The sequence below is a fragment of the Acinetobacter sp. CAU_H_S139_7 genome, assembly GCF_058599305.1.
In genome coordinates, this window is sequence record NZ_CM178651.1 from 2920661 (window position 1) to 2943336 (window position 22676).

A 22676-nucleotide genomic window follows, 5' to 3' on the forward strand; every position below is an offset into this window, starting at 1 on the left:
GAGAACATTTAAAGTTCTCTTTTTTTTCTTTAAGTACATGCTAGTTTCTGTAGGATTGAAACATTTGTACAGCCAAAATAAGCAATCAGGCTAGTTAGTAGTCCAAGCATTCGACAATTGCTCAGCCTGCTTCATGACCAGTTCAATCGCCTCAGCCGCTTTATCTGGTGGGTACTTCCAACGCTGCAAGGTACGACGAACCAGAATCTTAAGCTGAGCACGGACACTATCCCTAACCTGCCAATCAACCGTCGTTGATTTCCGTAGCTTCTCGGTAATTTCGCGTGCAATCTGCTTAAGCGTATCATCTCCAAGCTCTCTGACCGCACTTTCATTATTCGCTAAGGCATCGTAGAAAGCGATTTCATCTGAATTTAAACCAAGTGCAGCTTCACGCGCCATATCCGCCTGAAACTCTTTCGCCATTTGAATGAGTTCCTCAATGACCTGAGAAGTTTCAATCGCTCGGTTATTGTATTTTCTCAAGGTTTCCTGTAAACGGTCAGAGAAGCGTTTTTCCTGCACCACATTGTTTCGCGTCTTTGCCTTAATGCCATCATTCAGTAACTTTTCCAGCAGTTCAATTGCCAAGTTACGGTATGGCATCTGCCGTACATCTTCGAGAAACTCATCTGATAGCAAACCAATATTCGGTTTATCTAAACCACACATTGCAAAAACATCTGTTACCCCATCAGCAATAACAGCATTATCCAAAATCTGTTTTAGCGTACTGTCCTTTTCCGCTTGCGACAGTTTACGATCTACAGAGGTATGCTTGCTAATGACTGCTTTAATGGCTGAGTAAAAGGCAATTTCTTTGTGCAGGTTCTTCGCTTCATCTAAGGTGCTACATAAAGAGAAGGCTTTATTAATTGCCAGGACTAAATCAAGGAAACGCTTTTTACCATCCTTGAAACTCAACACATAGTTGGCTGCTGGGATGATCAGTCGATGTGCCTGAGTTTCGTAAGCACTTAAATTCATGCCTACCTGTTCATTGGTTTTGGCAAACATTCCCCGTATCGCATCCATCTTTTCAGCAAGAACTGCATAGGCTTCTTCTGCACGTAAAGTCGGCTCACCTTTACCTTTGGCATCAGTATAAGTTTTTAAAGCCTGCTTCAATTCATTGGCAATGCCGATATAGTCGACAACTAGACCACCCTGCTTATCTTTAAATACCCGGTTCACGCGTGCAATTGCCTGCATGAGGTTATGGCCTTTCATTGGCTTATCGATATACATGGTGTGCGTACACGGTGCATCAAAACCTGTAAGCCACATATCGCGCACAATCACTAACTGCAAAGGATCTTTTACATCCTTAAAGCGTTTCTCAAGACGTTTTTTGACTTGCTTGTTGTAAATGTGTGGCTGTAACAATGGTTTATCTGAAGCTGAACCCGTCATCACAATTTTGATTTTGCCTTTTTCAGGATCAGGGTCATGCCAATCTGGGCGTAGAGCAATAATTTCATTATACAAATGCACACAGATTTCTCGGCTCATGGTCACAATCATGCCTTTGCCTGCCGTTGCTTCGGTACGGGCTTCAAAGTGAACAACCAAGTCCGCTGCAATCTGTTTCAGCCGTGGTGTGGCACCCACCAGTTTTTCTAGTCGGCTCCATTCGCTCTTAGTCTTTTCTCGGTTACCAACATCTTCTTCATCTTCTACAACCTCATCGACTTGATCAGACAAATCTTCAATTTCAGTCTGATTGATGTCCAGCTTTGCCAAGCGTGATTCGTAGTAGATTGGGACGGTTGCACCATCATCGACGGCATCCTGAATGTCATAGATGGAAACATAGTCGCCAAAGACAGCTCTGGTGTCTTTATCCTCACTCGAAATCGGAGTTCCAGTAAAGCCAATAAATGCTGCATTTTTCAAGGCATCGCGCATATGCTTGGCATATCCAAACTTGTACGTACCATCATTACTTAGTTTTGCTTTCAGACCATATTGGCTACGATGTGCTTCATCTGACATGACCACAATATTGTGGCGACCATTCAATAATGGATGCTCACTCTCACCTTCCAATAGTGCAAACTTTTGTACTGTGGTAAAAATGATCCCGCCAGATTCACGTTCAGCTAAAAGCTGTCTCAGCTCATCGCGGTTATTGGCTTGTACTGGGGTTTGTTTTAATAGTTCTTGAGCATTGCTAAAGGTTTCAAAGAGTTGTCCATCCAAGTCATTACGGTCAGTCACGATCAACAAAGTTGGGTTGTGCATGGCAGGCTGCTGTAAAAGTTTACCTGCATAGCAACACATAGAGATACTTTTACCCGAGCCTTGGGTATGCCAAACAACGCCTGCTTTTTTGTCCCCTGTCGGATTGGATGCCGCAATGGTCGCTTGTACGGCTTCTCTAACCGCATGGAACTGATGGTAGCCTGCAATTTTCTTAATGGTCTTTTCGCCATCTGTTTCAAATAACACAAAGAATCGGATGTAATCTAAAAACAATTCTCGGTCAAAGAAGCCCCGAACAACTGTTTCTAGCTCCCATTCTAAAGCAGGTTTGTCATCTTCATTCTTAATGGTACGCCACGGTAAAAAGCGTTCCTGATTTGCAGTCAGTGAGCCTACACGTGCTGTTACGCCATCACTTACAACTAAAGCTTCATTAAAGATAAATAGATCAGAGACTTCTTCTTTGTATGTCTGCAATTGGTTAAAAGCATCCCAAATATCCGCATTTTCATCGGTTGGACTTTTTAACTCCAACACCGCAAAGGGAATACCATTGATAAAGCAGATGATGTCAGGGCGTCGAGGTTGTTTAGTGCCTAGAATCGTAAATTGATTGACCGCAACAAAACGGTTTTGATGCACATGGTTGAAATCCACCAAGAAGGCATGGTCATGTACCCAATCGTCCTGTTTCTTATAGGTGACAGGTACACCTTCCAATAACATACGGTGGAAAGCACGGTTATTAATGACTAAATCCAAACTTTCAGGCTTGCTCAGTTTTAGCCAAACCTGTTCAAAACAGCTTGCAGGCAAATGTGGATTTAAGCGTTCAAAAGCCGCCTGTAAATCAGCTTCGATTAAAATCTGTTTATAGTCTTTGCGTAAAGGATTGCTACTATCTGGTGCAATATCAATACCATGAACAACTTGCCAGCCATTTTCAGAAAACCAGTCTAAGCATAAGTTTTCAAGTTGTGTTTCGTTCATGGATTCCCCCTATTCATTCAAATTTTAAATTCTGACTTTTAATAAACAAGACTGCTTATTCTATAGACATTATCTTTTGTAACCGCTATTGCGACCCTATATCAGTTTACTTATAATGTGCCTAGCTCATCTACCAAGTGTAGAAGGAGTATACGAAGTCCTTATATAGCAATATATCGGGGCTTTAGCCTTTTTTAGAGGGATGAAAACTTTCATATTCTTTTCTAAGCTTACGTTTTGTATGCTCTCTTAGGCAATATGCTGTTTTCAATAAATAATATTTTTCATCTAAATCTGTTTTACGCTTAGCTAAAATAACCACAAAATCTAGATATTCCGCCCAAATGACAACATGGGTTTCCCTGCCACGCTGATTTTCCCAATATAGAAAACCTGCTTGATGTGCATTGGTTATACACCAAGCCACCCACCGAATTCTCTCGCAACGCTTTAGATCTGGAAGTCTGTCGTCTTCATCTTTATTATTTTGGTCGGCAGCCTCAGAAATCAAATGCCAAAAACCAAAAGCTTTATCTTTTGTTGTCGGACGAAATCTGACTTTTACTGGCGTATTCAAAAATAATAAATTGGCATTGACCACAGTTTCTAAATAAATCGCATATATTTCATTTTCATAGTCATTCCAACTATCAAATCCAGTAAAAGCAATGAGTTCAGGAGGAGTATTCAATATTGAGGACTCCATATAAACAAATTAAACTTTTCTGCTTTGAGCAATGTACTTTGCTGCAAGCTCAACTGTGAACGATTTTGTAAATAATGAATGAGTTCAAGCTTCGCTTCACTCGTCTTTAGCCCTCTATGCAAATACGATAAAGCACCTATAAACAAGTCTGCTAACTGTAGCAACAAAACATCATGTGATTGCACCAAATCTATTGAGTGGATAATAGTGCGATCAAAATCATAATTCGCATTGCATAAAACCTCACGCAACTTTGTTACTTTCTCTTGTCCCTTAGTATCTTTGATATCTAAATAGATTTTGTAATTATGATTTGGCGCAATTAAACGATTCAGCAGTAAGTACCATTGCTTATAATAAAAATCATCGTGACTCTGCATAAAGTTTGCATGATTTAATTTACTTTTATCTGGAATCACAACGCCTCTAAAATAAAGAAGAGGTTCATCAAAAAATAAATCTAAGAGTGCTTTATAAAATGGGAGTTTGCTTTTAGAAACTTTCGTCCATTTAATTTCATTATTTGCAGAGATCTCAAACTCTTTTTTGAGTTGCTTAACTTTTCTTGCTAAATACTTATGATGTGAATCTGGGCACCATACTGCACCAAGTACCATTGCAGAAAAGCCATCATTTTCAAGATGACAGCTTTCATCACAATAAATATTAAAAATACTCATGCTCAAGCCACCTCGTCCTGCACACATGACACATCTAGCTCACCCGACAATAATTTAGGTAACAAGGTATCTCTTATACTTGCTAGAATATTATTTTCTTCAAATTTACTCGCCGAAAGAAGGTAAAACTCTTTTACATTTTTATGGAATAAATTTAAAACTCCATCTTTATTTTCGATAGGTAAAATACAAGGTGTATTTAAAACAGTATCATAACTTACGGCAGGATAAGCTCCACCATCAGCCAAATGAGCTAAACGCTTAATATTTTCTTTATCAGTTGCCACAATGTAAATAAATTCAGCATAATTTTTATGTTTAGGCGAAAGAACAGCAAAACCTGTACTACCTGTTAAATTTTCTCGTTGAATAAAAGCATAAGAACCATTTGCAGGTCGAACTGTACCAACAATTGTATCCCCTATTTTCAATACACGTCTTGCTCGACTCGGTGCTTTTTCAAAAATAAATTCTTCCGTTTGCTGAATAACCCCCCATTTTGTATTTGATAAATCTACATAAGTTACTTTTTCAGGGCAATTTTTCTTAGTCCATGATTGAACATTCAAATCAGCAAGAATACTTAAGTCTGTTTTAAACCACCCGTTCGGCACCTCCCCTAACTCACTCTCTACCAACTCATCAGGAAACAACGCAGCAGTTGCTTGTAACTCAGCAAAATCATCTTCAGGCATTTGCTTAAGTTCAGCTTCACTTTTACCACTAATCACGCACATCGCAGCAAGCTCAGGATCTGCCCCGTTCTGCTTGGCTGCAATTTTGGCACGCACAGGATCAAAGTCGATAAACCAGCTTTTAAAAATGGCTTGAGCGATGGATTCTAAGGTTTGGTTGATCTGTATATTAATATCAATTTGGGATTGCAATGACCATAAAATATTTGCAATAGATTCTTGCTCAATCAAAGTTGGCAATCTTATTTCAAAGTTATCTAGAATTTTTTTTGTTAGAAACTTCGTGGCTGTACCAACAGACATCTTTTGTAATTCTGCTGTTACATGCTTAATTCTAAAATATAACCATCTAATAGAAACTAAATTTCTATCCTTAGAGGTAATCACATATGTACGCTGATAAGCATTAAATTTGCCTATGTAATATTTTACTGAAAACACGCCATTAGCATTATTCCCTGCTAATAGCACTGCTTCATCATCAAAAGCATAAGAGTTGATAGACAAAGTTTCTGGTGAACATGTGAAAAATGGATATTCTCCATTTAACGTTGCAGCGTTAGAATCTAAACGACCTGTTTTAAAATTAAGAATATCGCCTAGCTTAACTAATTCCCAGTTATTATTAGTCATTCCTTATCCTCAAATTCTTTCTTAATGACCCAATAGCCACGAGTTCCACCCACACGCTCAAGCCAACCCGTATCTTTTAAATGATTCAAATGCTTTTTTACTGCTGACTCATTAATATCGAGCTGCTCTGCCATATAGCGATAGGAAACTTTCGGGTTGTGCTGAATTAAAACCAAGATCTCTTTTTGCCGATCTGTCAGCATACTCTCTTGGATTGAGCCACCGATTGAGCCACCGATTGAGCCACCGATTGAGCCACCTACTTGCTCAGTCGAAGGACGATAAAACTCCCAATCGACAAAATCCCCTTGTGCTTTCAGTTGAGGTTCTGCATTGCCTGCCTGTAAACAAAGGTCTTTGATACGAGCAATACCACTGCCCCACTGTTCGATATAACCCAGCTCTTTAAACACACGAGCCAAGACACGGTTACGAATCTCTGAACGACCTTGTGCCAAGTCCTCTTCAGTCAGTCCATTTGGCAATCCACCTGGAGAAACAATATTCAGGATGTCATCATAGATACCGACCTTAATGTCACGCCCTGCATTGCTATAGTCACGGTGCAACACTGCATTAACCAAGGCTTCACGAATCGCCGGGATTGGGATTTCAAAACTTTCTGTACGTTGTAACCCTAAAATTTCAGCACGTAGGTGCAGATGATTCTTGATGAATTGCTCGGTCTGCTTCAGCTGGCTAAACAGATCTCCACGGTATTCTTTCTTGTCCAGAAACACCGTCATAGTCGTGCCTTTAAAGCGGCTGCATTTAATCTCAACATGCTCATAAAGCCCCAACAAAATGAGCAGCCCATGACTTGGATAATCCTGTCCATTCTGCTGAATGATCAATTTGAGATTCCGCATCTTCTGCAAAGATAGCTCTTTACCCACCTCAGCAAAGGCCTGCTGTAAAGGCTGTAAATCGATGTCATCTAAACTGTATTGCGGATTCGGCTGTTCATCAAAAGTCTGGTTCAGACGCTGCAATTCGAGTTGCTGGATATACTCAGGCGATGCCACACGATTGCTTGCGCCTAAACGGATATAAGTCCCCTGTGCCTTGCCTTGCGGCTTGAGATAATAAGGCAATAATGAACCGCGGCTGACTTCAATCACCAGCAACTCTATGCCTTGGATATTCTCGATATAGATATACGGCAGAATATTGGGCGCACACAGTTCATTGATCATCGAAGTGATCTGATCTTGTAACTCAAAAATATCATCTTGAATACCTACGAGTTGGCGATCATCACTTACACCAACTACCAGCTTACCACCACTGGTATTGGCAAAAGCAATCAGGGTCTTTGCCACCTGTTGCCCTTTCGGTAACTGCTCTTTAAATTCAAGAGTTTGACTTTCACCCTTCTGAATTTCTTGCAATAAAGGATGATCAGAACTCATAGCCCAAGCCCTTTAGATTCTTTTTAATCTCACTTTCCAAGACCGCACTTTCAGCAAATTGCTCTTTGAGCTGAGCAGTCAAACGTAACATTTTCTCAGCGAATGGCTCGCCATCATCTTCCTGCTCGACTGCACCCACATAACGTCCCGGAGTCAGTACGTAGTCATGCTTCTGAATATCTTTTAACTCAGCAGAGAAGCAGAAACCTTTCTCATCTTGATACGCTTCGCCTTCAAAGTTTTCACCTTGTTGCCAAGCATGTAAAGCATTGGTGATTTTAGCAATATCCGCATCGGTAAAGTCACGTAGCACACGATCTTTCATGTAGCCCAAATTACGGGCATCGATAAACAGGGTCTTGCCTTCACGGTTGGCTTTCTTTTTATCTAAAGACAAGCCATTCTTTTTGTCCTTGGTTAGGAACCAAATACAGGCTGGAATTTGCGTGTTGGTGAACAGTTGTCCCGGTAATGCGACAATACATTCCACCAGATCGGCTTCGATCAAGTTTTTACGGATCTCACCTTCATTATTGGTATTGGAACTCATCGAACCATTGGCAAGCAACAATGCCATACTGCCTGTAGGTGACAGATGGTGCAGCATGTGCTGCATCCAAGCAAAGTTGGCATTACCTTGTGGTGGAGTGCCATATTTCCAGCGCACATCACTTTCTAGAGAAGCATGCCACCAATCCTTGATATTAAAAGGCGGATTGGCCATTACAAAGTCGGCACGCAAGTCTGGATGCTGATCCTCTAAAAAGCTGTCAGCATTCTTTTTACCAAAATTAAAATCAATCCCGCGAATCGCCATGTTCATGGCTGCCAGTTTCCATGTGGTCGGGTTACTTTCCTGCCCATAGATAGAAATATGCTTTTTTTGCTCTGATGCTTTGTAATGCTTTTCTTGCGCATGTTGTTCAATGAACTTTTCACTGGATACAAAGAATCCGCCTGAACCCATCGCTGGGTCATACACTCGCCCTTTATAAGGCTGCAACATTTCAACAATTAAGGTGACGATACTTTTAGGCGTATAGTACTGCCCACCCTGCTTGCCTTCAGCCAAGGCAAACTGTCCCAAAAAGTATTCGTAGACGTGCCCGAGGATATCTTTACTGTGCAGACTGAGTTTTTCACCATTATATTCAGGCTTAGTAAAACTGGTGTCAGAGAAGGTATTGATCAGATCAAGTAGCTTGTCATTGTCCAGCTGGTACTGACCAATGCGATTCAGGATACCTTTAAGCTTTGGATTGGCTTTTTCAATTTCATCTAAAGCATTGTCAATCAGCCATGATACCGAACGCAGTTTGACGTCTGCACCTTGTTCATCCTGCCAAATGATTGAGCCAATTGGTAAAGCGGCTGCATCACGGATATTTGACCAGCGGCCTGCTTTTGGCACCCAAAACACGTTTTTTTCTTGGTAGTAATCCAGTATTTCTAGTTCGTCAGCAATAGCCTGTTGGTATTCTTCATCGCTATCATAGTGATCACGTGCCATGTAGTAGATATTGTTGTCATCATGATGAGCGAATAAAGTCTTGAGCTCAGACTGTCGTTCATCAAAGGCATCAGAAACGTACTTTAAGAAAATCAACCCTAAAACAATATGCTTATAGTTGGCTGCATCTAGACTGCTGCGTAATTTATCGGCGGCTTTCCAAAGCTTGTCATCTAAGTCATTTAGAAATTTTTGTTCCAATGAATGCATTTTATTTCCTCAATCCAAGATCAACCGCTTTGGTTTTATACTTAATGTTAAACAATGTTGCTAAGTTAGCATATCTACGACCTATTAAAAGTCATGCACTTAACAAAAAAAATAGAGATTAATTAAGTCTTGTTATTTTAACGGGATAACTATAGCTAAAATAGTACTTTGACAACTCCCACGACTAATACTGTCGTAAAAAAGAGCAACCTAGAAAGCTGCTCTTTTCCAACCAATCGATTAGGTGACTGGTCTGACTGATCGCTGCAATCCCTGCTGAATATCCTGCACAAACACTTCATGCGAAGCTTGTTGCTCCACCGCCCGGTTCTGTTCTTGTTCAGGATAGTACTCCTCCAGTACATCTAAGCTTTCCTCTATATCTGTTTCAAACCTTGCATTGGCATAACCCTGCCGTGCCATTTGATCCAAAGCAGCCTGATTAAAACCGCACAACTTACTTTTCTGATCAATCTGCTTGGCAGTTTGGATTGCCTCCTGTAAATGAATGCCTTCACGTAAAGTCAGATCCACGTAATAGACAGGAGTTCGATAGCTTTGTGTGGTGGACTTGCCTCGAAGCGTCAATTGCAAGGGTAGACATGACAGCAATCCATTCGATGCTGCGTGGTAGTAACTGAGGCGTGCAGCTAAGGTGCGAATGCTATTAAAACCAGTGGTTCTAAAAACAAAAGTCCCTAACTCATCCGACTCATCTAAATTCACATAGAGACGTCCATAGGGTTTACACAATCCTCCTTGTGCCAATGAACATAAATCTGGAGATGGGCATGGATGATGCTCAACCCCTTGATTGGTTAAGCGCTGGCAAGTTTCACCATTGCCGATACACACGGGGCGCCCTGTCTGTCGGTCAAATAAGCTGTACTCTGCACGTAAGTTCAGTTCAGGATCATTAAAGAGCATACGGACTGGAATGCTTCTAAGTTTTTGATTGGCTACTTTAGCCCTAAGCTGCTCATCCAGTGGATGTTTCACCCAGCCGTCTTTGTTTTGGATTTGGCTAGTAATGGTGAACTGATCATCTTTTTCAGGGACACGTTTACCATTCTTCTCCACCATCTTACCGATGCTGATACGACCTAAGATCGGTGGGGTAATTGCTAAACCTTTAATCATATTGATGTCCTCAAAGTTATTTCTGACTATTGTCTGGTTAATATGTAGAAATCATTTATTTTCAAATGCATAAACATCTGCGCAATTCAGTCCATTTTGTTCTCTGTCTGTACTTCGGTGCTGAGAGAGAACGGGGGCTGTTTTGCGCTTTTTTGCAGATATGCGCTGAGTTGAATAAAGCCTTTAGTCATCATGGCAATAGATGTTGAAGCGCCGTGTGCCCTGCTTGCTTTGTGGATACTGGTTGAGATATTCAGGGTGTGACTTAAGTAAAGCCTTCGTGTCTAAGCTGGTTGAATCCTTGGACTTCTTCCATGTCACTGAACCTGTTTTAAAAGTGGCACGCTCAGCTTCTTGCATCTGGCCTTGCAATTGGTGCTTGAGTAGCTCAAATTGCTGTTGGTATTTATCAACTTGATTACGCACTCGAATCAGTTGTTCAAACTGTTGATTGGCTTGCTCATCTTCAGATAAGTCTGTCGTACTGAGTGGCACATGTTCGGGATAAAGCAACTGTAGTGCTTTGGCTGCCGATTCACTGGCATCGGCTTCAGGTGGCATATCCTTTTCTACACATTCCCAAAAGTAACGCTCTGCATTGACGATATGCTGAATCACTGACTCAGAACGTGTCACTTTAAAAATGCGGGTTTCATGCCCACAGATCAGCACACAGATATGTGCTGCTTGTTTGCCTGTGACTGCCAATTGATGCTGCACTTGGCAAAGAACATAGAGTGGTACACCATCACGCCACAGCTTGGCCCCATATTCCCCTGCCGTTTTACATTCCAGTATTTGAACCTCTGCGTTACCCACCACGGAATAGTCCAAGTTAGCCAACATGAAATGCTTATCGGGATCAGGATGTTGCAGCACTGCATTGACGCGACGGACTTTATGCTGGGTGTGCATGCTGTAGTATTCAGCAACGAGTGGCTCTAACTGCTTACCCCAGTACAGAGGTGCATGGCCTTCGCTGGCATCTTCAATGTTTTGTTGAATCCGACCTGTCTTGATCATCCATAGTTCTAGCATCGACATATAGGGATTAAGTCCACAGGCTGCGGCACAGTCACTGCTACCAATGCCCTTGCGTCTGACTTCCAGCCATTCGGCCTGAGTCATGTTTTTCGTCTCGACGAAACGTTTTGCGGTAAACAGTTTTGGACGGTCGGCATGGATATTGGCTTTGATGTGACTTGGGTGAATTACGGCTGAGTTCATATTGTTTTCCTGTCATTGTTAAATTTTGGGCATAAAAAAAGCCACATCTGGAGATGTGGCAAAGAGGTGTCTGGATTTAAGGAAATTACAGGATCATATTGATCTCATGTCCTGATCTTAAATTCTGAATCTGAATCGAAACTTAAACAACTAAACGGAGTGCTTGCTCCAGTCCACGTTGCTTGAGGCCTGCGCCTGCACCGAACCAAGCAGAATCGAGACGATGGTCCTGACTCATGGCACGACGTTCGTGATCTGCAAATTCGGTGATTGAGCACAGCAAACCATAGGCTGTATCTTTGGCCGAACTGAGTTCTGCCCCACGACCATGCCCATTAAACATGGTCATGACTTTAGACATGGCACGTCCATTCGGTTCAGTTTTGTTTTCAGCTTTCGCTGTGTTGTTGGCTTGGCTTGCGACATTACGATAGAACTGAATAAAGCCCTCGTCTTGCTCTGCATTGCTTAGGCTAGTGTTGTTAAACACGGCATCGAAATAGGCTGCTGCTTCAGTCTGTGTAACTTTCCGTTGACTGAGTTGTTTCATTTCATACATGTGATCCTCCCATGTACGGACTGAAATACCGAGTTGCTGTTTAATCTTCTGCGCATCGAATTTGGTGCTATGCGGGACTTTGACTACACCTGCACTAGAGTTTTGACCCTTTAAGGCAATCGCTAAGGTGTTGTTACACACCACACGAATTGAAGTGAATTGTGCAGTGGTCGCCAGCGTGCCATCACAGGCTGTGGCTAACAGTATGTAGCCATTGCTAACATCTTTGCCTTTTAAAGCAGAAGTCTGTCCTGTTCGGGCCAATGCCCAGAATTTCTTCCCGCCTTTAAGCACGCCTGCGGTTTCTAACTCAAAGCCTGATTGCTCCGTCAGGTCACGATAAAACTCTAAGATTTGTTTAGGTTGCACTTCCTGATAACGCTGACTGACGACGGATAATGGTGCATGCGTATCGGAACGATATAAAACACGCTGTTCTTCAAAAGGCATGATGATGTTTTGCCCCCGTTGGTTTTGGGCCATGTAACTGACGTTGGATGATTCAATGCGCCAATCCATGCCTGCCTGCTGTGCCCAGACTTCAATCGGTTGGTTTTGAGTCAGTGGGTTGCCTAAGCCATGCCAAGGGGTTTGGCCTACATAGGCCATTTGTTCAAGTTGATGTGCCATAAAATAATCCTGATTGTAAATAATGAATATTTTGAAATGTGCGAAGAAGTAGAAATTAGATACGTGTTATTTGTGCAATGGAGGACGGCAAGCGGCCTGTGTCTGATCCGCAATCACGAGAATCACGCCACCCAGCATGGCTCCTGCAATCCCGCCAATGAAAGGTGAATAGCCCAATGACTTTGCCAACGACATGCCCAGCACAGCTAAAGTGGTCGGTGCATTGCTGAGACCTAAGCTCTGCATCATTGGCTTGATCGGTTCACGCTGCGGAAACATGGCATCTTCCATCTGATCAAAATCTCGATACGGCATAAAAAAAACTCCTGAATATGGGTGCTATCGCTCCGCTGCACATTCATCCTGAGATGAAATTAATGTTCAGCTTCTGCTTCATTCAGGTGTTATGTATCTGAAATTATTTACAATCTGTTTTTGAGTATTATTTAAGCCACAGTGGTTTAAGCATTAAGAAATGAAATTGACCCGCTTTCAGCTTGGCATTATGATGGGCTTGCTGGCCTACATTGCCAGTCGGTTTTAGCAGACCGTTGATCCGAGCAGAAAATAGTCTAACTATTTTTTGGGAACTCACTCGTCCCCCTTTTTTCTTAATGGTAGGACGGAAGGGGGACACCTTCGGGTGTGCTGGTTCCTTGGATCCCAGTCTGCTAACCCTCTTTCGTTCTGCCACCATTATTTAGCAGTGATGCGGTAGAACTTCTTATAATTCCAAGGAGTCAATCATGACTGTTTTTATTCTTGCTACGTATTCCCCGCCCGTGCTCCATCTCTATGGTACGTTGCCTGATCTCGTCAATCCACTGACGGAGTAATTCGGCACAACTACACCTTTGTAGATCATCAGCCATACTCATTGGAATTGCACAATACATTGTCATTGTGATGGACAGACTCGTCTCAGGCATTGTAGTCAAGCCATTGCTGCGCGCTCTATAAAGTATCCAACAACAAAAATCAGGATCTAACTTCATGAATAAACAAATCAAGACCTTTCTACAATATGGGGCAATTGCAGTCTGTTTATCTGGCTCCAGTCTCAGCCATGCCGATATGAATCAAGTGATGGCACTCATTAACAATCCATCCACGGCACCTATAGTGAAACGCTGTGAGGGCAATGTAAATTGCAATGCGTTTGTGGCGCTTAGCAAACAATGGCAGATCATCCCTAAAGATGACCCACTGCGTTATTTCATCTACAGCGGTGATTTGAATGCCCTCATTCGAGAAGGCAAAGATTTACATGAGCAGCAACTCTTGGACCTTGATGACTTTGCGTATCAAGTTTTTGATTATCATGCTGAGAATTTTAATGACCGATGGCTGTATGTCAAAGGGTTAAGCGTTCTGAAATATGTGCAACGTACCCAGTTTGCAGCTCAGTAAGCCAGCCCTTGGATTCACCCCCACTCTCGATTTGAAAGGACATTCCGCCATGAAAAAACTGATTATCACGGCTGCGATTTTTACCGTACTCACCGCCTGTAATAAAACCCCTGAAAACACGACCTCAGCAACAGATACCACAACTGAATCAGCTCCCGATGCTCAGCTCAATGACAAGGCTGCTCAGGATCAAGCCAAAGAACGCGAAGCTGAAGCCGCTGCGATCGCCCATGACCGCTATGATCCAGACAGCATTTACGAAGGTGCTGAAAATATTGATATTCCACCACCACAACTCAAAAGAAAACTGCTGCCGGGCGAAGCGCTTGAAGTGAAGTTCAGACCTGCCGATACTTATGTTGGATTTACAGTCATTACGTCTACTGTCTTAGACAGCACACGCTTAAAAGTGGTCTCTGAAGTTGACGATGTACTAGATAAAGTCGAAATGAACAATCCAAACTGCAAGATCATTGGCGTAGAACCGTATACAGTCGAATTTCCTAAGCGAGTCTACTATGGCAATACCTTCAACCTGATTTTGGATGGCTGTACAGCTGATGAAATCAGTGAAGTTTATCTGTATACCACACGTGGCAAACTCACCCACCGTGCGATTATTGAAGAATAACCTCACAGAAACTTCAGTCTAATTTAATTGCCTAGGCATTAACTGTATTTGCAGCTCTTACTTTAGCCGAACCTGAATCAGTGGTGTAACAGCCACTGTACAGAAGATTGAAGGATATAAGATGTGAGTCAGGTGATGCCTTCAGCTTTAAAAGGGTCTCTGGTCAGCGCTGAGCCTAAACACAACTAGATCAGCATGCATGCTGAAGAGCTCAATGGCTTTGGTTACCTATGCTGTAAAATCCAGCACATCCATGAAGTCAGCATCAGTACAACCAACGGGACTTATGCTAATCAGATTGGTTAAACTAAGAAATACTCCCCGCCTATAATCAATCAAAATTTGTTTAACTGAGATAAACAAATTTGTGAAGCAATGATCATATCGAAAGCGTCGAACGTGAAGAATCATGAAAAAGCCGTTCTAGTACGCTGAACCCTAGGACAGCTTTTACTAACATATTGATGCTTATAGGAAAATTTAAAGAATTTCGTATAACCTGTATTATGTTAATTATAGAATAATTATAAAGTGTCTACAAAATCGGTAGCTATTCATTTATAAGATTAAAATTACGTTGTTTACACAAAATTTAAGAAATTTTATCTCCAATTCAACTAATATTAAATCTGTATTTAATCAAAGGTATTTTTAAAATGTTCCTAGATTGGCCAGAACATACAGCACATGTCAAAAAAGCATTTGGATCTTTAGGAAAAACTCACCCTAAAATGCTTCAAGCTTATTTAGCACTTAATGATGCTGCTGCTGCCGAGGCATTAGATATCAAAACACGTGAATTAATATCTATAGCAGTGGCAATCACTACGCGTTGTGAAAGCTGTATTTCAGTGCATGCAGAAGCAGCAATGAAAGCTGGTGCAACAGAAAGCGAAGTAGCTGGTGCTTTAGCTACAGCAATTCATTTGAATGCAGGAGCTGCATATACATTTGCTTTACGAGCTTTAGAGGCATATGAAGCACAGAAATAATATCTTTATTAGGTATTGAAAAAGATAATTTGACTAGAAAAACTGCTACATAATTATTTGAAAAAATTTAATGTACAGTCTCAAAAATGGGAGTTCAACAAAACTCCCATTTTTTATTATTGAGTCAGTTCTTAGTCGATGTAATGAGAATTTAATATAATAGCAATTACATTAAATTTCTTTAATTATCATAAAGATAATATCATTTTTAAAATTTCGTATAACGTGTATTATGTTAATTTTAGAGAAATTTCATAATTCTGATTTTTTAGCTTAGGCCTTTAATGCAAAACTCTTATTCCTCTTTAGAAGAAATTTCATCTCTTGAATCTTTTGTGATAACGAGTCATATAAGTTCATATCATCATAAAATGATGTACGGTTTACCGAAAAATTTTAAAAAAATAGTTAAAAATGATAGTAATGAAGCCTTTAAAATTAATGCTAAGGCGTACCACTCCTCTGTTACAGGTAAATTTTTAACTCATAGATCATCTGCATTATTTGATGACATAGTTGATCATCCAGAAAAGTTAAAAATAGACTCTCAGTTTCTTCAAACTCTTAAATCACTAAAGCTATACCCAAATGATATTTTTCCCGAATGGAATCAGCATATTGAAATATATAATATTTTACGTATCTTGCAATCTTCTTTATTATTGGCGCACTTATTACCATGTTGGTTGAAGGCACTTATTTCAAAGAAGTAACCTATACCAGTTTACTTGCATTGTTTATTGTTGGATTAGGCATCTGTGCACAGAAGTTTAACTGGGGAAAGCATGCTCAAGATAAATCTGATAACACTCAGGCGGACTTGACCAACAATCTGTAATGTAAAACTAATGTCAGATTAAGCAAAATTCAACATACACTAAAACCAATGGCCTCCCAGTGAAAGCCATTGGTTTTTTAGGCTAAACTCAGCAATAAGTTCAATTTTTACTCAAATGTTAGCCACCGTTTTTATCTATCTTTCTGTATTCATATTCTAGAAAACTGTCAGCCTGTTTGATATTGCAGAACACTTTCAGAAAAGAATTTTGTATAGATTGCCGGCTCACTTTTAAGTGCTTTCACTATTCCCTTTATTCTAATAATTTTTATATAACACTTGAATAAAAAGCAAACGATTATCATTTACAGATCTCGCTAGTCAGCTTATCATTTCACAAACTCACAAATTCTCCATATTTTCTTCACATTTAACCTATACATCATTTTAAGGATCTCTTGTGTCGCTCCCTCAGTTCAAAAAATCAGTCCTCGCACTCTGCTTATTTCCCTCCATACTTTATGCAGCCGATACAGCCCCTACTGTGACGCTTAACCCGATAACTGTGCAAGCCGAAGGCAACTGGTTAGATGAAGCCAATGCACAGAAAGTACTAAATCATGCTGGAGCGCGTACAGTCATTCAGCGTGATGAGTTGATTAACCGAGGCGTAACTTCTGTCAAAGAGGCTTTACGCACTGTGCCTGGTATTCAAGCTCCTGAAAATGCAGGAACAGCAGGGAGTGATGCATCGTTAAGCATCGGTGTCCGTGGTTTAACGTCACGGTTTTCACCACGCTCACAGGTACTCGTGGACGGTGTTCCACTTTCGTTTGCCCCTTATGGTCAATCACAACTCTCCTTAGCACCCACTAGTTTAGGCAATACTGAAAGTATCGACGTGGTGCGTGGCGCGGGCTCTGTTCGCTTTGGGCCACAAAATGTAGGAGGGATTATTAACTTTAACTCGCGTACAATTCCTGAAACCTTTGCTGGAACGGTAGACCTCACTACAGAAATTGCAGAAAACGGTCATGTAAAATTTAACCCCAACTTATTTGTGGGTGGAACCTTAGACAACGGTTTAGGCTTAGCGCTGTTATATTCTGGCGTTAATGGAGAGGGTTTTCGCGATAAAAATGATGACTCTGACATCAACGATATTCGCTTAAAAGCAGCTTATGCAATAGATGAATATGCAAAAATTGAAGCCAATCTACACCGCTACGATGCAGATGTAGATATGCCTGGAGGTTTAACCCCTGCTCAATTTGCTGAAAATCCATATCAGTCCTTGCGCAATCATGATTATATGAAAGGGCATCGTACTGACGGTTCAGTTAAATACAGCTATAAAAAAGATGACAATGCCTTTGAGCTTTTGGCCTATCACACTGACACCTTCCGTGATGCAGGAATGGAACGTAGTGGATCAAAACTGTACCAAACGGCGCCACGTAATTATAAAGTGACGGCAATCGAGCCACGGTATTCGCATGCGTACCAACTTGGGACTACTGAAAATGAAGTTTCTGTGGGCTATCGCTATCTACATGAAACTAGTGAAGAGGCGGTTAATCGTGCAAGCTATAACACGGTCACAGGCCCTACAAATGAATATGCTTGGACCAAAGCAGACGGGAAAACAGATGCACATGCATTGTTCATCGACAACCGCACAGATGTGGGTGCATGGTCTCTGATTCCTGGTGTTCGTTTTGAGAAAATCAAAACCACCGAAAATATGTACAAATTAAATAAAGATGCATCGGTACTCAACGGAGTACATGCTGAAAAATCCTATGATGCAGTATTACCAAGCTTTTCAGTCATGTATAAAGCCAATGATTTGTGGAATATTTTTGCAAACTACGGTAAATCTTTTGCACCACTACAATATAGCCAAATGGCTAATACCAATGCGTCAGGTGCCTATCTGACCATGCAAGGCTTGCAACCTGAAAAAGCCAATAATTATGAAATTGGTACACACTATTTAGACCCATATCTATCCCTAGAATTCACTCTGTTTTATATTGATTTTTCTGATGAATTAAAACGAGATGATGCAACTCAAACTTACTCAAATTTAGGTGCCACTGAACACAAAGGAGCCGAGTTCGGATTTAAATATAATCTCGGTGCAATCAGTGACGAACTCAGCGGTATTTCGCTATATGCCAATACCACTTACACCAAAGCAACCGCATCTGCTGGGGAAAACAAAGGACAAGATCTCGACTTTTATTCACAATTGGTCGGCAATGCTGGAATAGACTATAAAATTGATCAATGGACACTAAACACTAATTTCTACGGTCAATCTGGTCAAACCGCATCGGGCACCCATGATGCTACTGGACGCTATGGCAACATTCCTGGTTATGGTTTAGTGGGTGTTCGGGCATCCTATGATTTTTCCAACACACAACTCAATGGTCTCAAAGTGGGCTTCGGTGTGAAGAACCTATTTGACCGTGAATACTACACTCGTTCAGCGGATCAAGTCGGTGGAATGTATGTAGGTGCGCCACAAACGTATTATCTACAAACCTCATTTGATTTCTAGACACTCAATTCTAGAAAAGCAAATATTCAGGCAGAGACACCTCTCATTCATCTTTGCAAAAGTGATGTCCTCGCCTGAAACAACTTTCCCTTTATTTCTAGACAGCACCAAAAGCTGAAATGGATACTCTATCTGATAAATGTCAGCCCCTCGGCATAAGCTGCTCAACTCAACCTACAACCTTCAAATCTAATAAAAGATACTAGAAAAAGTGCTACATAATTATTTGAAAAAGTTTAATGTGCAGTCTCAAAAATGGGAGTTCAACAAAACTCCCATTTTTTATTATTGAGTCAGTTCTTAGCCTATGTAATGAGAATTTAATATAATGGAGATTGTATTAAATTTCTTTAATTATCATAAAGATAATATTATTTTTTTTGAATTTCGTATAAGGTGTATTATGTTAATTTTAGAAATTCTATATAAATATAGAATTTTTAAAACTTAAATTCTGGCATGTGTCCCATACTTATCAATCATGATCGAACTGGCTTCATTTAGACCACGTACTGTGACATTCGCACCATTCTTTTGAAATTTATTTACAACAGAATCAAGCATGGCGACTGATGTTACATCCCAAATGTGAGAATGGGTCAAATCAATAATCACCTCCTTTACATCCTCTTTAAAGTCAAAACCTTGCATGAACTTTTCAGAAGAACTAAAGAAGATCTGACCTCTCAAATCATATAGACGAGCTGTCCCCTCAAAAGAAGCACTGACCTGAATATCATTTTCTAGTTTATTGGCCAAGAATAAAGCTGAAAGCAGTACACCTGTTAATACCCCTAACGCCAAGTTATGCGTAGCTACCACCACAATCACCGTTGCAATCATCACGACGTTGCTACTTTTAGGATTGTCCTTTAATTGGGTGACAGAATTCCATTCAAAAGTACTGATTGAAACCATGATCATCACAGCAACCAAGGCAGCCATTGGAATAACTTTGAGCCAATCACTAATAAACACAACTAAAATGAGAAGAAAAATACCCGCAGAGAAGGTTGATAAGCGTGTCAGACCACCTGACTTCACGTTAATCATAGATTGACCGATCATGGCACAACCTGCCATACCACCCATGAAGCCAGAGGCAATATTTGCAATACCTTGTCCTTTACATTCCTGATGCTTATCACTTGGTGTATCTGTCATTTCATCGACAATAGTTGCTGTCATCATAGACTCAAGTAAACCTACGGCTGCCAGTGCAACTGAATACGGCAAAATGATCATCAATGTTTCAAAATTTAGAGGAATATTTGGGATCAAGAACATTGGAAGTGTGTCAGGTAATGCTCCCATATCTCCAACAGTCCGTACATCAATTCCTAGGGCTATTGCTAACAATGTAATAGCAATGATGCAAACAAGTGGAGAAGGGAATAATTTTCCTAATTTTGGAATTAAAGGAAATAGATAAATAATCGCTAAGCCTAAAGCAACCAAAGCATATACATGCCAAGTTACATTAGTCAGTTCGGGTAGCTGAGCCATAAAAATTAAGATCGCCAACGCATTTACGAAGCCAATCACTACAGATTTAGAGACAAAGCGCATTAGCTTAGCCAATTTCAGGTAACCTGCTAATATTTGAATGACACCAGTTAAAATCGTTGCAGCAAGCAGATATTCAAGCCCATGTTCTTTGACCAATGTGACCATAAGCAGTGCCATCGCACCTGTGGCTGCTGAAATCATAGCTGGACGACCGCCAACAAAAGAAATAACGACAGCAATACAGAAGGATGCGTATAAACCTACTTTAGGATCTACACCTGCAATAATTGAAAATGCGATAGCTTCAGGGATTAATGCAAGACCGACAACAAGTCCTGCAAGCACATCTCCACGGATGTTAGAGAACCATTGTTCTCGTACATTAGATAACATAAACATAGCCTGTTTTTTAATTTTTCAGATAGGCTAGTGATGTGATATATACAACACACAAGCGACTACACCACATCACTAGACAGTGATGAGTTATTTACTGATTAAAGAGGTAAATAAACTTAAGGTGGCGTAAGTGTCATAAATTCAGTGCATTGTTTGAGAGAAAATATCAGAGCAAGGATAACAGCTCGGTATCATTATATCTACCCTAACCATTTTGTAGAAGCTGCTTATTCAGCTAAGAAAGTTGTCAATTTGCATTCTAAAAAACTGTGCATTTAACATAATAGAGCTTATACGAAGTACTGATGTTAGAACCCATTTAAAGTGTCTATATTCTCACCAATAAAAATGTCTAGTTTATGATGGTTTTTATCACCATGGACTGGATATAAAATATAGATGCTGATCACTATGTCTGACAAAGAAATTCAACGTCTTGCAGTTCTGCAAGACGTTCGAGATCATCGTATTACCCAAGTCCGTGCTGCTGAAATCCTGAATCTTTCTACCCGTCAAATTACCCGGTTATTACAGAAGCTCAATCAAGATGGTGTTTCAGGCATGACTCATGCAAGTCGTGGTCAACCGGGCCATCATCGCCATGATGATTTATTAAAATCGCAATGTCTTTCAATTATTTCTGAACATCTGCTTGGATTTGGACCCACCTTGGCCCATGAGAAGCTCAGTAGCATGTTTGATCTGAATATCCCGATAGAAACAGTTCGGCGCTGGATGACGGCCAATGGGCTCTGGATTCCGCGATCCAAACGAATGAAACGTCCATACCAACCACGCTATAACCGTGATTGCTTCGGTGAACTGATCCAGATTGATGGCTCATATCATGACTGGTTTGAAGGCTGTTCCGCCAAATGCTGCTTGCTGGTTTATATCGATGATGCCACTGGAAGGTTGTTGCATTTGCGCTTTTGTGAGGCGGAAACGACCTTTGACTATATGCTTTCCACTAGAGCCTACATTGAGTAATATGGCAAGCCTTTGGCCTTTTACAGCGATAAACACTCGGTATTCCGAGTGAATCAGAAATCGAGCCAAGACAGCAAGATCACGCAATTTGGGCGGATTCTGAATGAGTTAAACATTGATATTATCTTCGCCAACTCACCGCAAGCCAAAGGTCGCGTAGAACGTGCCAATAGAACCCTTCAGGACCGTCTGATCAAGGAGATGCGCCTGGAAGGCATCGGTTCGATTGCCGAAGCAAATGCCTGGCTGCCCTGCTTTATTGAGCATTTCAATCAGAAGTTCGCCAAGTGTGCGAGAAACTCGAAGAACTTGCATCGCCCTTTAACGGAATCTGATGCTGAACTAGATGATATTTTTACCTGGCAGGAACCACGTAAGGTCACCAAGAATCTGACCCTGACCTATGACAAATGTATTTATATGCTTGAACCGGCTGAATTGAACCAGAAATTAGTTGGGCAATACATTTCATTTCTGGAGTATCCGGATGGGACTGTGGCTCTCATGCATGAAGGACGAAAGCTCAACTACAGCATTTTCAATAAATTGGCTGGGCTACAGCAAAATGAAGTGGTTGAGAATAAACGATTAGGTTCAGTCCTGGCGCATATCCAGCAACAACACGAAGAGTTAGAAAAACAGAATAAACGTTCCCGGGCCAAGAAAAGTATGCCGAGTCGTAAAGCTCAGAAAGCTATCATTGAACAAAGAAATTTAAATCCTGTGCTTGACTCTTGTGGTTAAAAACAGGACATTTTAAATGGTTTATCGCATAGACATTTTAATTGGTGAATAACAACT

General features: G+C 40.9%; 16 protein-coding genes and 2 pseudogenes. 7 read left to right on the forward strand and 11 right to left on the reverse strand.

Annotation, left to right across the window (positions count from 1 at the left end):
* Nucleotides 1-90 precede the first annotated feature (90 nt).
* The 10 genes from AC4MC0_RS14255 to AC4MC0_RS14300 form a co-directional block, all read right to left on the reverse strand.
* Nucleotides 91-3195 (reverse strand): type I restriction endonuclease subunit R, encoded by a 3105-nt coding sequence (locus tag AC4MC0_RS14255; protein WP_335999768.1) that lies wholly within the window; start codon nt 3193-3195, stop codon nt 91-93.
* Between the two features lie 184 nt (nt 3196-3379).
* Entirely contained in the window at nt 3380-3886 is a 507-nt protein-coding gene (locus tag AC4MC0_RS14260) for a hypothetical protein (RefSeq protein WP_335999770.1), read from the reverse strand.
* Complete coding sequence (locus AC4MC0_RS14265; RefSeq protein ID WP_335999772.1) at nt 3883-4581, reverse strand: DUF3800 domain-containing protein; 699 nt, start codon at nt 4579-4581, stop codon at nt 3883-3885. Before AC4MC0_RS14265 ends, AC4MC0_RS14260 begins: the two co-directional genes overlap by 4 nt.
* A 2-nt stretch (nt 4582-4583) precedes the next feature.
* The gene (locus AC4MC0_RS14270) at nt 4584-5909 is read right to left on the reverse strand and encodes a restriction endonuclease subunit S (RefSeq protein WP_335999774.1); all 1326 of its coding nucleotides are present in this window, start codon (nt 5907-5909) and stop codon (nt 4584-4586) included.
* Nucleotides 5906-7321, reverse strand: coding sequence for an RNA-binding domain-containing protein (locus AC4MC0_RS14275; RefSeq protein WP_335999776.1), 1416 nt, complete (start codon nt 7319-7321; stop codon nt 5906-5908). Before AC4MC0_RS14275 ends, AC4MC0_RS14270 begins: the two co-directional genes overlap by 4 nt.
* Nucleotides 7311-9041, reverse strand: a complete 1731-nt coding sequence (locus tag AC4MC0_RS14280) for a class I SAM-dependent DNA methyltransferase (RefSeq protein WP_201953661.1) — start codon at nt 9039-9041, stop codon at nt 7311-7313. The genes AC4MC0_RS14275 and AC4MC0_RS14280 overlap by 11 nt, the downstream gene beginning before the upstream one ends.
* A gap of 240 nt (nt 9042-9281) precedes the next feature.
* Nucleotides 9282-10181 (reverse strand): recombination directionality factor, encoded by a 900-nt coding sequence (locus tag AC4MC0_RS14285; protein WP_201953658.1) that lies wholly within the window; start codon nt 10179-10181, stop codon nt 9282-9284.
* Nucleotides 10182-10364: 183 nt separating this feature from the next.
* Nucleotides 10365-11408, reverse strand: a complete 1044-nt coding sequence (locus AC4MC0_RS14290; protein WP_201953655.1) for a YqaJ viral recombinase family nuclease — start codon at nt 11406-11408, stop codon at nt 10365-10367.
* Between the two features lie 142 nt (nt 11409-11550).
* The gene (locus AC4MC0_RS14295; protein ID WP_201953652.1) at nt 11551-12597 is read right to left on the reverse strand and encodes a DUF932 domain-containing protein; all 1047 of its coding nucleotides are present in this window, start codon (nt 12595-12597) and stop codon (nt 11551-11553) included.
* A 66-nt stretch (nt 12598-12663) separates the two neighbouring features.
* Entirely contained in the window at nt 12664-12888 is a 225-nt protein-coding gene (locus AC4MC0_RS14300) for a hypothetical protein (RefSeq protein ID WP_227557090.1), read from the reverse strand.
* Between the two features lie 702 nt (nt 12889-13590).
* On the opposite strand from AC4MC0_RS14300, the gene AC4MC0_RS14305 reads away from it, so the two are divergent.
* From AC4MC0_RS14305 to AC4MC0_RS14330, 6 genes and pseudogenes are all read left to right on the forward strand, one after another.
* Nucleotides 13591-14007, forward strand: coding sequence for a hypothetical protein (locus tag AC4MC0_RS14305; protein ID WP_201953649.1), 417 nt, complete (start codon nt 13591-13593; stop codon nt 14005-14007).
* 49 nt (nt 14008-14056) lie between these two features.
* Nucleotides 14057-14638 carry a hypothetical protein gene (locus tag AC4MC0_RS14310; RefSeq protein ID WP_201953646.1) on the forward strand — a complete coding sequence of 194 codons (582 nt, stop codon included), beginning with the start codon at nt 14057-14059 and terminating at the stop codon, nt 14636-14638.
* 656 nt (nt 14639-15294) lie between these two features.
* Nucleotides 15295-15630: a carboxymuconolactone decarboxylase family protein gene (locus tag AC4MC0_RS14315; protein WP_086249643.1), complete on the forward strand. Its 336-nt coding sequence runs from the start codon at nt 15295-15297 to the stop codon at nt 15628-15630.
* Between the two features lie 284 nt (nt 15631-15914).
* Complete coding sequence (locus AC4MC0_RS14320; protein ID WP_002124576.1) at nt 15915-16343, forward strand: hypothetical protein; 429 nt, start codon at nt 15915-15917, stop codon at nt 16341-16343.
* A pseudogene (locus tag AC4MC0_RS14325) lies at nt 16262-16468 on the forward strand (GABA permease); the annotation flags it as partial. The gene AC4MC0_RS14320 and the pseudogene AC4MC0_RS14325, both read left to right, overlap by 82 nt.
* Nucleotides 16469-16868: 400 nt before the next feature.
* Nucleotides 16869-18977 carry a TonB-dependent receptor family protein gene (locus AC4MC0_RS14330; protein WP_086249644.1) on the forward strand — a complete coding sequence of 703 codons (2109 nt, stop codon included), beginning with the start codon at nt 16869-16871 and terminating at the stop codon, nt 18975-18977.
* A 447-nt stretch (nt 18978-19424) separates the two neighbouring features.
* Here the strand turns inward: AC4MC0_RS14330 and AC4MC0_RS14335 are convergent, their stop codons facing one another.
* A complete protein-coding gene (locus AC4MC0_RS14335; RefSeq protein WP_201953845.1) occupies nt 19425-20879 on the reverse strand; it encodes a SulP family inorganic anion transporter in 1455 nt (484 codons plus the stop codon).
* A gap of 405 nt (nt 20880-21284) precedes the next feature.
* On the opposite strand from AC4MC0_RS14335, the pseudogene AC4MC0_RS14340 reads away from it, so the two are divergent.
* A pseudogene (locus tag AC4MC0_RS14340) lies at nt 21285-22619 on the forward strand (ISNCY family transposase).
* The last annotated feature ends 57 nt before the right edge of the window (nt 22620-22676 follow it).

What these genes read in the sequence shown, in the direction of transcription:
- AC4MC0_RS14300 (WP_227557090.1), bottom strand. Translation starts at nt 12,888, where the DNA reads ATGGAAGATGCCATGTTTCCGCAGCGTGAACCGATCAAGCCAATGATG.
- AC4MC0_RS14280 (WP_201953661.1), bottom strand. Translation starts at nt 9,041, where the DNA reads ATGCATTCATTGGAACAAAAATTTCTAAATGACTTAGATGACAAGCTT.
- AC4MC0_RS14335 (WP_201953845.1), bottom strand. Translation starts at nt 20,879, where the DNA reads ATGTTATCTAATGTACGAGAACAATGGTTCTCTAACATCCGTGGAGAT.
- AC4MC0_RS14270 (WP_335999774.1), bottom strand. Translation starts at nt 5,909, where the DNA reads ATGACTAATAATAACTGGGAATTAGTTAAGCTAGGCGATATTCTTAAT.
- AC4MC0_RS14265 (WP_335999772.1), bottom strand. Translation starts at nt 4,581, where the DNA reads ATGAGTATTTTTAATATTTATTGTGATGAAAGCTGTCATCTTGAAAAT.
- AC4MC0_RS14320 (WP_002124576.1), top strand. Translation starts at nt 15,915, where the DNA reads ATGCAAAACTCTTATTCCTCTTTAGAAGAAATTTCATCTCTTGAATCT.
- AC4MC0_RS14305 (WP_201953649.1), top strand. Translation starts at nt 13,591, where the DNA reads ATGAATAAACAAATCAAGACCTTTCTACAATATGGGGCAATTGCAGTC.
- AC4MC0_RS14290 (WP_201953655.1), bottom strand. Translation starts at nt 11,408, where the DNA reads ATGAACTCAGCCGTAATTCACCCAAGTCACATCAAAGCCAATATCCAT.
- AC4MC0_RS14285 (WP_201953658.1), bottom strand. Translation starts at nt 10,181, where the DNA reads ATGATTAAAGGTTTAGCAATTACCCCACCGATCTTAGGTCGTATCAGC.
- AC4MC0_RS14275 (WP_335999776.1), bottom strand. Translation starts at nt 7,321, where the DNA reads ATGAGTTCTGATCATCCTTTATTGCAAGAAATTCAGAAGGGTGAAAGT.
- AC4MC0_RS14310 (WP_201953646.1), top strand. Translation starts at nt 14,057, where the DNA reads ATGAAAAAACTGATTATCACGGCTGCGATTTTTACCGTACTCACCGCC.
- AC4MC0_RS14295 (WP_201953652.1), bottom strand. Translation starts at nt 12,597, where the DNA reads ATGGCACATCAACTTGAACAAATGGCCTATGTAGGCCAAACCCCTTGG.
- AC4MC0_RS14255 (WP_335999768.1), bottom strand. Translation starts at nt 3,195, where the DNA reads ATGAACGAAACACAACTTGAAAACTTATGCTTAGACTGGTTTTCTGAA.
- AC4MC0_RS14315 (WP_086249643.1), top strand. Translation starts at nt 15,295, where the DNA reads ATGTTCCTAGATTGGCCAGAACATACAGCACATGTCAAAAAAGCATTT.